At 25.9% G+C, this 13,128-nt stretch carries 7 protein-coding genes; 3 read left to right on the top strand and 4 right to left on the bottom strand.

Features of this window, described 5'->3' with window-relative positions; genetic code table 11:
- Positions 1-51: 51 nt before the first annotated feature.
- Entirely contained in the window at positions 52-2,622 is a 2,571-nt protein-coding gene (locus tag ACZ5EC_RS06030) for a Tex family protein (protein ID WP_464304053.1), read from the bottom strand.
- A 243-nt stretch (positions 2,623-2,865) separates the two neighbouring features.
- Here ACZ5EC_RS06030 and ompL47 point away from each other — a divergent pair, with 243 nt between their 5' ends.
- A complete protein-coding gene (gene ompL47, locus ACZ5EC_RS06025; RefSeq protein ID WP_464304052.1) occupies positions 2,866-3,960 on the top strand; it encodes a multi-beta-barrel domain surface protein OmpL47 in 1,095 nt (364 codons plus the stop codon).
- 526 nt (positions 3,961-4,486) lie between these two features.
- Here ompL47 and murA read toward each other — a convergent pair.
- Positions 4,487-5,767, bottom strand: a complete 1,281-nt coding sequence (gene murA, locus ACZ5EC_RS06020) for a UDP-N-acetylglucosamine 1-carboxyvinyltransferase (protein WP_464304051.1) — start codon at positions 5,765-5,767, stop codon at positions 4,487-4,489.
- A gap of 324 nt (positions 5,768-6,091) precedes the next feature.
- Here murA and ACZ5EC_RS06015 point away from each other — a divergent pair, with 324 nt between their 5' ends.
- Positions 6,092-6,568, top strand: coding sequence for a PadR family transcriptional regulator (locus tag ACZ5EC_RS06015; protein WP_464304050.1), 477 nt, complete (start codon positions 6,092-6,094; stop codon positions 6,566-6,568).
- 62 nt (positions 6,569-6,630) lie between these two features.
- Positions 6,631-7,053 carry a tetratricopeptide repeat protein gene (locus ACZ5EC_RS06010; RefSeq protein WP_464304049.1) on the top strand — a complete coding sequence of 141 codons (423 nt, stop codon included), beginning with the start codon at positions 6,631-6,633 and terminating at the stop codon, positions 7,051-7,053.
- Here ACZ5EC_RS06010 and ACZ5EC_RS06005 read toward each other — a convergent pair.
- Positions 6,962-8,479 (bottom strand): transglutaminase-like domain-containing protein, encoded by a 1,518-nt coding sequence (locus tag ACZ5EC_RS06005; RefSeq protein WP_464304048.1) that lies wholly within the window; start codon positions 8,477-8,479, stop codon positions 6,962-6,964. The two genes, ACZ5EC_RS06010 and ACZ5EC_RS06005, sit on opposite strands and share 92 nt — an antisense overlap.
- Before the next feature lie 751 nt (positions 8,480-9,230).
- Positions 9,231-13,091, bottom strand: coding sequence for a chitobiase/beta-hexosaminidase C-terminal domain-containing protein (locus ACZ5EC_RS06000; RefSeq protein WP_464304047.1), 3,861 nt, complete (start codon positions 13,089-13,091; stop codon positions 9,231-9,233).
- Positions 13,092-13,128 lie beyond the last annotated feature (37 nt).

Raw genomic sequence — 13,128 nt, 5'->3', positions numbered from 1 at the left:
TAACTTTTAGTTAATATAATTTTATAATTAAGTTTTAGTTAATATATATAATTAACTTTTAGTTTTTGGTTTTACATTTTTAAGTAAATCACCAAAAGTAATTTTTGTGTCTTTATCATTAAAATTAAAATCTCTGTTATTTTTATTTTTGATATTTTTATTTTTATTTAAATTATTTTTATTAATATCCTTTTTATATTGTTTTCCATTGTCAGGTTTATTAACACTATTTTTATATTTATTTTGCTCACTTTTATTTTCATTTTTATTAGATTTTTGTGTAGAATTTATTTTCATAGAAAGAGAAACCCTGTTTCTTTCTTTATCAATACCGATAACTTTTACATTAACAATTTGACCAACAGCAATTTTTTCTAAAGGATTTGACACAAATTCATCTGAAATCTCTGAAATATGAACAAGACCGGCTTGTTTTAAACCTATATCTACAAAAGCACCAAATTTTGTAACATTTCTAATTGTACCTTTTAAAATCATTCCTTCAGATAAATCATCTATTGTTAAAACATCATCTTTTAATATTGGTTTCTCTATATCTTCTCTTGGGTCTCTTCCAGGTTTTTCAAGGTCAGTAATTATATCATTAATTGTTTCTTCACCTTTATTGTATTTTTTTTCAAGTTGTTTTTTGATTTCATCTGTAAGTTCTTTTCCCTGTTCTTTTAGTTTAATTATCTCTTTAGCAATATCATAAGATTCAGGATGAACCCATGAATTATCAAGAATATTTTTTGATTCAGGAATTCTTAAAAAACCTGCTGCTTGCTCAAATGTTTTTAATCCAAATCCTGGAACATTTAAAAGGTCAAATCGTGATTTAAAAGGTCCTTTTAATTCTCTATACTTTACAATATTTTTTGCAACTGAAGAGGAAAGACCTGCTACATATTGTAATAATTTTGAAGAAGCAGTATTTAGTAAAACACCAACTTTGTTCACTGAATCTTCAACAACTTCATCCAATTTTTCTGAAAGTTTTTTTTGATTAACATCGTGTTGATATTCTCCAACTCCAAGTGATTTTGGATCAATTTTAACAAATTCAGAAAGAGGATCTAAAACTCTTCTACCAATAGAGATAGCGCCTCTAACTGTGACATCAAGGTCAGGGAATTCCTCACGAGCAATATCTGATGCTGAATAGATAGATGCTCCAGTTTCAGCAACAATTGTATATTTACAGTTTAATTTTTTTTCTTTAATAGTTTTTGCAACAAGAAATTCAACTTCTCGTGATGCTGTTCCATTTCCAATAGCAATAAGATTTAGATTATATTTTTCTATAAATGAAACAATTTTATTCATTGATTCTTCAATATGCTGTTGAAATATTAATTCATGTCCAAGATATTGACCAAATTCATCAATAGCTACCATTTTTGATCCAGTTCTAATACCAGGATCTATTGCTAAAATTCTATTGTTTTTTAATGGGGGAAGTAAAAGTAGATTTTTTAAATTTTCTGCAAATACTTCAATTGCTTCCTGTTCAGCTTTTTCTGTTAGTTCTTTTCTAATTGATTTTTCAATTGATGGTGTTAAAAGTCTTTTAAATCCATCTAAAGTTGCTTCAGATAAATATTTGTTATCAACAAAATTGTTAGAAGTAATATAATCTTTATAAATTTTTTCAAATGTATCTTCCTCATCAAAAGTTAATTTAACAGTTAGTTTTCCTTTTTTCTCACCTCTATTTATAGCTAAAATTCTATGATTTTTAATTGAAGATATGGGTTCTTTATACTCTTTATACATATCAAATTCATCAATCACATCTGGATTTTTTTTCTTTACTTCAAATTCCCCTTGAGAGACTATTATTCTGTGTAAACTTTTTCTAACTTCAAAAGTTTCGGCAAATTCTTCTGCTATGATATTTTGAGCATGTTTTAAAGCAATTTCAATAGTTTTAATTCCTTTTTCAGGATCTACAAATTTTTCAGCATAATTTTCAGGATCTTTCTTTGTTTTTATAATAAGTGCAAGTGGTTCAAGACCAAGTTCTTTAGCAATGGTTGCTTTTGTTTTTCTTTTAGGTTTATATGGAAGATATAACTCTTCAATTTCTGAAATTTTATTTGAAGAAAGTATTTTTTTTTCAAGTTCTTTAGTAAGTTTCCCCTGTGTTAAAATAGAGGATAAAATCTCTTTTTTTCTATTTTGTAAAGTCCTGAGATAATTAAGTTTTCTCTGAATATCTCTTAATTTAACTTCATCAAGAGAACCTGTTGCTTCTTTTCTATACCTTGCTATAAAAGGAATAGTGTTTTCATTGTCTAATAAATTAATTGTATTGGTTACCTGCCACTTTTGTAATTCAAGTTCATCTGCAATTATAGAGGAATAATCAATCTCAGGAAGATTATATATTTTTTTATTTTTTTTCTTATCATCATCAATTATTTCAATGTTTGATGAATTGTTATCAGGATTTTCAACTGTGGACTTTTTTTCTGATTTTTTTGCTACAGATTTTTTTTCTATTATTTTTTTTTCAGTATTATCATTTTCTTTTTTGTTTATTTCTTCTTTTATTTTGTTTTCTTCAGATTTTAAAGATGAAGATTTAATCTTGATTTTAATTTTTTTCTTTTTTTCCATAAAAGTAAAACCTCTATACATTTTTATTTGGCTTAATTAATTTACATATTATTTTTAGTTTTTGTCAAATAGAAAACTAAAAAAACAATATAATCTTTCTATATAGAAAAAAATAAAAATAAAGAAAGAGGAAAAATAAGTTAAATTATAATGTTAATAAATATTAAAAAATAAAAAAGAATGTTGACAATTAAAGCTATTTATTTATATTTATTTAGAAATAAATAAATCTGGAGGAAATTTATGAAAAAGCTATTTGTTGGATTATTAATAATCTTTATGATTGTTTTCAGTATATCTTTATTTGCTCAGGATAATCAGGGCATGACTCAACAAAAACAAGATCAGGCTCAAACTGACAATAATTCAACTCCTGTTCAACCAACAACTGTTGAAGAAAATACAAATGCAGAAGTTGCTAAACCTGGAGTTTATCAGAATAAACAAACTTATTTTATCCCTTTAAAAGCAGAATTTGATATTAAAGCTGATGATGAGATATCAGGTGTTGCATATATTGAATATTCTATTGATGATAAAGGTTTTGTTCAATATACTAAACCTATTACATTTAAAAAAGAAGGTTATCATACTGTAGCTTATAGAGTATTTGATAATGTTGGTAATGTTAATTTTGAAAAAACTATATCTATTTGTGTTGATAGTAGTGCACCTATTTTACAATTAATACCTACTTCAAGTGTTTATCAATTCAGAGGTTTAAATTATGTTCCTGCTGGTTATAACTTTTATCTAAGAGCATTTGATACATATTCAGGTGTTAAACAAATTTACTATGCAATTAATGATGGTGAATTTCAAGAATATAGTGAACCATTGTTATTTGATAAAGGTGGTAACTATACAATAAAATACTATGCTGTAGATAATGTTGGTAATGTATCTAATGTTTTTGTTTATCAATTTATAGTTGATGATGAAAAACCTTTAGCAGAAATAATACCTGCTGAAGAACCTTATATGATTGGTGATAAATTCTATGCAAAATCTGGATTCCAGATTGAAATTAAAGGCCATGATTCATTATCTGGTGTTAAGTTAATTTTAGTATCTGTTGATGGTGGTGATTTCTTACCATATGCAGGTCCAATTACTTTTACTGAAGAAGGTGAACATACTGTTTCTGTTTCTATTATTGATAATGTTGGTAATACTTCTGATACATGGACATTAAGTGGTGTTATTGATAACACTCCACCTAAATCACAGTTTGAAATTATGATGCCAGGAACAGAAGACCAGGTTAAACAAGAAAACAATACAGAAGAACAAAATGCAACAAATGAAGAAAATAACAATACAGATAATAATGGATAAAAAGAATTGTATTGTAAAAGATAAATTAATAAGATTGTAGTTAAGATTTTACATTTAAACTTTTATAAAATTAAGGGACTTTCCTGTGTTTTTGGAAAGTCCCTTTTTTTCCGTAGCAGATGCAATTAATAATAAAAATTGAAATTATTGTATTTAATTAAATAAATAAAAACAATATATATATCCTAATTAAAATTTCTCGACTGGATTACAGTTGCCAAAGGTAAAAGATAATTAATATTATTGTGGTAAATGAAGTTAATAATAAAATTAGGAATTATTGTATTTATAAATATGAAATAAAAATTAATTAAGCTTGTATATTTATCATTATTAAAATTTTTCGAATGGTTGTCAGTTGCAAGTACTAAAGAGAATATATTATATGTTTTTTTGTAATGTAAAAACTGCTAGAAATAAAAGGGTTACATAACTGACCTAATGAGAAAAATTTTAATAATGATAAAATTATTTCTTATTTTTTCAAATATCTCAATAATTTCAAGTTTATTATTAACAAAATTGTTTATTCTTTGATTCTTTTAATATTAGCTCCTAAAGCATTGAGGCGTTTATCAATATTTTCATATCCTCTATCAATTTGAACAATATTGTAGATTTTTGATTTACCTTTAGCAACTAAAGTTGCAATTAACATTGCCATACCAGCACGAATGTCTGGAGATGTAACTTCTCCACCATATAGAGAATTTGGTCCTGAAATAACTACTCTATGAGGGTCACATAACACAAGTTTTGCTCCAAGACTAACAAGTTTATCTGTAAAAAATAATCTTGATTCAAACAATTTTTCAAATATAACAATTGTTCCTTTTGCTTGAGTTGCAACAGCAACAGCAATAGATGTGAGGTCTGCAGGAAATCCTGGCCATGTAGAATCATAAATTACAGGGATAGAATTATCAATATCACCTGTTATAACAAGCTTTTGGTCTTCAGGTACAATAATATCATTTCCATCAAAGTAAAAATTTATACCCAATTTTTTATAAGTGTTTTGTATTATATTATAATGTTCAGGTACAATATTTTTAATTTTTATATTAGAATGAGTGATAGCAGCTAAACCTATAATAGAACCAACTTCAATATGATCTGATATGATTTCCCACTCACCCCCTTTAAAACTTTTTACACCTACAATAGTTAATTTGTTTGTACCTATCCCTGAAATTTTTCCCCCAATACTATTAATAAAGTTACAAAGGTCCTGAACATGAGGTTCACATGCTGCATTATATATTGTTGTAACTCCTTCAGCCATTGAAGCAGCCATAATGATATTTTCAGTACCAGTTACAGAAGCTTCATCTAGGTAAATAAATGTACCTTTTAGCTTTTTAGCATTTAATTCAAAATGTTTGTTGATTTTAAATTCTGCACCAAGTGCATTAAAACCTAAAAAGTGAGTGTCAAGTCTTCTTTTTCCTATAACATCACCACCAGGTCTTGGAAACTTAGCTTTACCAAACTTTCCAAGTAAAGGACCTGCAAATAATAAGGATGTTCTTATTTTTCTACCTAATTGGTCGTCAATAATAAAATTATTAACCTTAGAACAGTTTATTTTATATTTATTTGGTTTAATTCTTTCTACTTCACCACCTAATGTTTTTAAAATTTCCAACATTATTTTAACATCTTCAATTTCAGGAACATTATTTAAAATAATGTCATCTTCAGATAATAATGTTGCAGCTATTATAGGTAAAGCAGCATTTTTATTCCCTTTTGGATAAAATTCCCCTTTAAGTCTTGTAGGCCCTTCAACAATAAAATATTCCATTTTTACTCCTGATGTTAAGTTTAATTTTTGTATTTTGTTTTATTTTATTATTTGTTTTATTTTTCGTATATTTTTTTAATTGTATTAAAATACAATTATTTGAATAGTTATTTAATTTATAAAATAATATTACATTTTTGTTTTTTATATTATGAAAATTAATTGTATTGTCAAGGTTGATTAAATTTTTTAACCTGTATTTTGTTTTTTAAGTTGATATATTTTTTATTTATTCTATTAATTTATTTATATAAGGTATTTAAATGTAATAATGATATTTTTAGGAGTAGAACAATTAAAAATACAACTTTAGAAAGTGTTTTATTGGGATTTGTTTTTTTACATGAATTTTCTGGCTATGATATAAAAAAAATATTTGATAAATCTTATATTTTAAGATGGTCTGCATCACCTGGATCAATTTATCCAGCTTTAAAAAGATTAGTTGAAAAAAAATATTTACAACCTAAAAAAATTATTGATTCAAAAATTCCTAAAGATGTTTATTATCTTACTGAAGAGGGGAAGAAGAGTCTAAAAGAATGGGTAAAAACCCCTTTTAAAAGTACTGAGATTGTCAGATATGGTATAGAACTTAAAATTCTATTTTTACATGTTTTAACTTATAAAGAAAAAATTAAATTTTTAGATGAGCAAATTCAAGAAATATTATTATGTATTGATGATTTACCCAAATGGAAAAGAACACTTAATATTAAGAATAAATATAGAGATTTTCTATATGAAGAAAAACTTAGAGAATTTAAAAACTATATTAGAATGTTGGAAGAGCTAAAATAATCTTTTAGATAAACAAATTATTATTTAATTATATAAATTATTATTTAAAAAAAGGGGAAATTATGAACAAAAACATAAAAATTACACTATTTTTATTTATATCATTATTTTTAATTTTATTATTTTCATGTACTTCAACTGAATTTTCTGTAAAAGATAGTAATAACAACATATATTCTGCAGAAAAATTGCTAATAGAAGGAGATAAAGCCTATAATAATAATAACTATGAAATTGCTTTAAAATACTACGAAGCAGTATTAAAATATTATCCTGATGATGTTACTAATAGTGCATGGGCAACATATCAAATTGGTTATGTATATTACAAAATGGAGAAGTATGAAGAAGCTAAAAAATATTTTAATATTGTAATAGAAAAGTATAGCAATGTTAAAGATTGTGTTTCCCTTTCAAATATGATGCTTTCCAGAATAGAAGTTTTGATGAAAGAAGATTCTTCAAAAGATAATAATAGCAATTAATAAATTGTTTAAATCCAATTCTGGATAAAACTCTGTTTTTATTATAACTAAAGAAAAAATCTATATAATCTTCTTTAAATTTTTCAAGATTTAATCCTCGATTGTTCATTATATTAGAAATTTCTTCAATTGGTTTTAGTTGGTTTTTTGATACTATTTTTGCTAGAGATTTATAAAAATAATTAAATATAAGTTTTTTTAATTTATTTGAGCTGGCTTGATTTAATATAAAAAACAAAATATAAAATCTAAAAAGGTATATCAAGGTTAATAAAAATATTAAAATAATGATTATAGTAAATAAAGTATTTAAATTATTTTTGTTTTTTAAATTATTTAAATTATCAGTTTTATTTTTATTTATATTTGAAAAAGTTTTAGAGGATCTTTTTTTCAATTTATTGAAATTTTTAAGTAAACTTTCAAGGTAAATGTTTTCTTTATCAGAGTTTTTTGCTGGGGTATTAAATGTTTCTCCAGGAGCAAGTCTATCAGATGTAGGATCAATAGGGAACCATCCATATCTATCAGTATAAACCTCAACCCAAGAATGTGCATTATAATCATAAACTTTATAAAAATCAAAAATCTTATTACTATTCATTACCTTAAAACCACCAACAATACGGCATGGGATTTTTAAATATCTTAAAATCATACAATATGAATAAGCAAAATGGGAACAATATCCCTTTTTATAAGTCAACAAAAATTTTTTAATCCCTTTAAATCCATCTCCCCCTTCAGGATTTAAAGAATAATAATAATTTAATTTAAACATTCTATAGAAAAACTCAATTTTAGCCTGATTTGAATGTAAATTTTTTGCATAATTGTTTATAAAATCTTCTACTTCTTTGTCATTTATCTCAATATATGTGTAATATTTGAAAAGTTTTTTATCAAGAGTTTTAAAAGAGATATCATATGGTAGAGTTTGATCCAGTGATAAGGAGTCGGATTCATAAATATTTGTAAAAGGGGAATCTATCCAGTTTTCATATGGGATTATTTTAAAAATTTCATTTTTACCAATTACAAAATCTTTATTTAAGTTAATATTAAATATAATTGAGTTATCTTGAATTCTAAAATTTTTTCCTTTAATGTAAGAATTATTTTCCCAAATCTTGTTTTTAATATATTGTGGATAGGGAAGTTTTATCTTTCCAGATGAATAAAATCCATTCTTTTTAGAGTAATCAGGATAAACAATTGCCTTAAATAACCCAGGTTTATTAAGTTTTGCATAAAAGATAATTTCTCCAGTAAATTTATAATCAGATTTTATTATTAATCTGTTTGAAAAATTAAATTTAAAAAATTTTTTTTCTAATAAACCTGTTTCTTCTTTTATCTTTGTATTTATTGCCGGGAAGTATGAAATTATAGCACTTATAAGGAAAACAATAAAAACAAATAGCAATTTTATATTTAAATAAAATTTTTCATTTAAAAAAAGTTCAAAAGTCAATATTGATATTAAAAGATACAATATGAATATAATAATTCCGAATAAAATGCTTGAATAAATATTTAAAAGTAAAAGTAAAATTGAATTAAATATAGTAAAAAAATAAAATAGGGTTTTAAATTTAATTATGTAATGATTTATAATATATATTAGTTGATAAATTATTGTAAGAAATAATGATATATAAAGTATAAAAGTAATTGAATTTAAAAAATAACTTTCATATACAAATTTTACAATAAATTCTAATATGAAATAAGAAAATAATAGTGTAAGAATAATAATTATTTTTCTATAAATCAAATTAGTAAAAATTTTTTTTAAAAAATTATTTTTTATGAAATTTTTGCTTATTTTAAATATAGTTAAATCAAGAAGGTATATAACTGGTAAAATATAAAAAAAGTTGTATATCCCTATTTTAAATATAATACCTGAAATAAAAATTGTTGATAAAATAGTATAAAGAAGGCTAATTTTATAATAATTTGCTAAAATGGATATCTTTTTAAAAATATTATTTTTATTCATATATATTTTATATAATTTATTAAGATTTTTTCAAACCTTTATTCTAATATAAAGGGATACATATAAATAAAAATGCCTCCTGATTATAAATAATCAGAAGGCAAAACATTAATATTACTAACTATATTTTTTTAACTTCCAAAAAATAATTGTTCCTTATCATATTATTCTATCAATCTGTAAAAGAAACATTTCCTCTATTTTTGTTATCTCTATGAAACTTTGGCCATGGACTATTAGCTAAACCAAAACTTTCAGAATTTATTGCATAAAGATAGCCATCACCTGCTCCAAGATATATAGTTCCATCACTTCCTATTGCTGGAGAAGAATCTATCCCATTACCAATTTGATATTTCCATTTTAGTGTTCCATCAGGATTTATTGAATAAAGATAACCATCTTTTGATCCCACATATATAGTTCCATCACTTCCTATTGCTGGAGAAGAGGATATATCACCTGAAGTTTGAAACTTCCATTTTAATGTTCCATTAAGATCTATTGCATATAGATAGTTATCATTTGATCCAACATATATAGTTCCATCACTTCCTATTACAGGAGAAGATTCTATATCATCTGTGGTTTGATACTTCCATTTCAATGTTCCATCAGTATTTATTGCATATAAATAGTTATCATCTGATCCCACATATATAGTTCCATCACTTCCTATTGCTGGAGAAGAATCTACCTTACCAGGATCATCACATTCCCATTTTAATGTTCCATCAGTATTTATTGCATATAGATATTTATAACCTGACCCAACATATATAGTTCCATTACTTCCTATTGCTGGAGAAGAAGCTATATATCCACCAATATAATGCTTCCATTTCAAATTTCCATTAGAATCTATAGCATATAGATAACGATCCTCTGATCCGACATATATAGTTCCGTCACTTCCTATTGCTGGAGAAGAATATACATAACTACCAGTTTGAAACTTCCATTTCAAATTTCCATTAGAATCTATAGCATATAGATTATTATCCCATGATCCAACATATATAGTTCCATCACTTCCTATTGCTGGAGAAGAGGATATCCAATCTTCAGTTTGAAATTTCCATTTTAATGTTCCATCAGGATTTATTGCATATAGATATTTATCATCTGATCCAATATATATAGTTCCATCACTTCCTATTGCTGGAGAGGAATGTATCGCATATATAGTTTGAAACTTCCATTTCAATCTATTTATAATAAAATCTTCAATTATTATATTTGAATATACACCATCTTTATATGCAATTGCTTTTATTGTTGTTGTTATTGTAATTGGTATTGGTGTAGTATATTCTGTTCCATTTGAGCTATCAGGATCAGTCCCATCTATTGTGTAGTATATAGTTGCACCATCTGTTGTACAACTTATTGTTACTTCAATATTATCTTCAAATGTTCCACCAGCTGGAGTTAATGTTGGTGTTTCTATTTCTACTATTGTAAATGTAGCATTTGTTATATCTGAATATACACCATCTTTATATGCAATTGCTTTTAATGTTGTATTAGCAGTTATTGTAATTGGTGAAGTATATTCTGTTCCATTTGAAGTAGTTGGATTACTTCCATTTGTAGTATAATATATAGTTGCACCATTTGTTGCACAACTTATTGTTACATCAACATTATTTGAAAATGTTCCATGATCTGGTGTTATTGTTGGAGCTTCTAACTTTGTAAATGTGGCAGTTGTTATATTTGAATATACACCATCTTTATATGCAATTGCTTTTATTGTTGTATTAGCTGTTATTGTAATTGGGGATGTATATTCTGTTCCATTTGAGCTGTCTGGATAGCTTCCATCTATTGTATAATATATAATAGCACCAGTTGTTGCACAGTTTATTGTAACATCAACACTATTTGCAAATGTTCCACCATTTGGAGTCATTGTTGGTTCTTCTAAAGTTATTCCCGTTTTTATTGTAAATGTAGCAGTTGTAATATTTGAATATACACCATCTTTATAAGAAACTGCTTTTATTGTTGTTGTAGCTGTTATTGGAATTGATTGTGTATATTCTGTTCCATTTGTAGTTGGATCACTTCCATCTGTTGTATAATATATAGTAGTACCAGTTGTTGCACAATTTATTGTAACATCAACACTATTTGCAAATGTTCCACCATTTGGAGTCATTGTTGGTGCTTCTAAAGTTATTCCCGTTTTTATTGTAAATGTAGCGGTTGTTATATTTGAATATACACTATCTTTATATGCAATTGCTTTTATTGTTGTAGTAGAAGATATTGTAATTGGAGCAGTATATACTGTTCCATTTGAAGCATCTGGATTAGTTCCATCTGTAGTATAATATATAGTAGCACCAGTTGTTGCACAATTTATTGTAACATCAACACTATTTGCAAATGTTCCACCTTCTGGAGTTATAGTTAATGCTTCTACTTTTGTAAATGTGGTATTTGTAATATCTGAATATTTACCATCTTTATATGCAATTGCTTTTATTGTTGTCGTCTTTGTAATTGTAATTGGAGCTGTATATTCTGTTCCATTGTTGATACTTGGATCACTTCCATCTGTGGTATAATATATTGTTACACCATTTGTTGCACAACTTATTGTTACTTCAGTACTAATTCCAAATGTTCCACCTGCAGGATTAAATATAGGTGAATAGATCTGTTGTATTTCCCCAGAATAATCTCCTGTATTTTTATTATTTTTATGAAACTTTGGCCATGGACTATTTGCTAAGCCTGAACTTTCAGAATTTATTGCATATAGATAATTGTCCTCTGATCCAACATATATAGTTCCATCAATTCCAATTGCTGGTGAAGAGTGTATTTCATCACCAGTTTCGTATCTCCATTTTTCTGTTCCATCAGGATTTATTGCATATAGATAATTGTCCTCTGATCCAACATATATAGTTCCATCACTTCCTATTGTTGGTGAAGAGGATATACCACTATCGGTATGAAACTTCCATTTCAATGTTCCATCAGGATTTATTGCATATAGATAATTGTCCTCTGATCCAACATATATAGTTCCATTATTTCCAATTGTAGGAGATGAATAAATATAATGATTAGTTTTAAACTTCCATTTCAATGTTCCATCAAAATTTATTGCATATAGATAATTATCATCTGATCCAATATATATAGTTCCATCACTTCCTATTGCTGGAGAAGATTTTATAAAACCACTAGTTTCAAATTTCCATTTTAATGTTCCATCATGATCTATTGCATATAGATAAAAATCAGCTGATCCAACATATATAATCCCATCACTTCCTATTGCTGGAGAAGATTCTATAAAATTACTAGTTTCAAATTTCCATTTCTCTGTCCCATCTGGATTTATTGCATATAGATAATTATCACCAGATCCAACATATATGGTTCCATCACTTCCTATTGCTGGAGAAGAAATTGTAGTACTACTAGTGTAAAAATTCCATTTTTCTGTTCCATCAGGATTTATTGCATATAGATAGAAAAAAGTAGAAACATATATAGTTCCATCATCGTCAATTGTAGGAGAAGAATTTATATTACCACCAATTTGATACTTCCATTTCAATGTTCCATCATAATTTATTGCATATAGATATCCATCATATGATCCAACATATATGGTTCCATCACTTCCTATTGCTGGAGATGAATATATTCTATTATCTGTTTTATAACTCCATTTTTTCATACTAAAATTTGCAGTTGTTATATCTGAATATATGTCATCCTTATAAGCTATTGCTTTTATTGTTGTTGTCTTTGTAATTGTAATTGGGGTTTTATATTCTATTCCATTTGAGCTGTCTGGATCAGTTCCATCTGTTGTATAATATATAGTTGCACCAACGGTAGCACAACTTATTGTTACATCAACACTATCTGCAAATGTTCCACCTTCTGGCGTTATTGTTGGTGTAGCTACTTCTTGTGTTTGATTGAACAAAGTACATCCATACAAGATTAAAAAGAAAATAGAAAATAATAAAAATAAATAAAAAATTTGTTTTTTTTGCATAAAATAACTCCAGATATCTTATTTAATTATTTTTAAA

This window comes from Exilispira thermophila (assembly GCF_055389015.1).
This window is presented reverse-complemented; position numbering and strand designations above follow the sequence as displayed.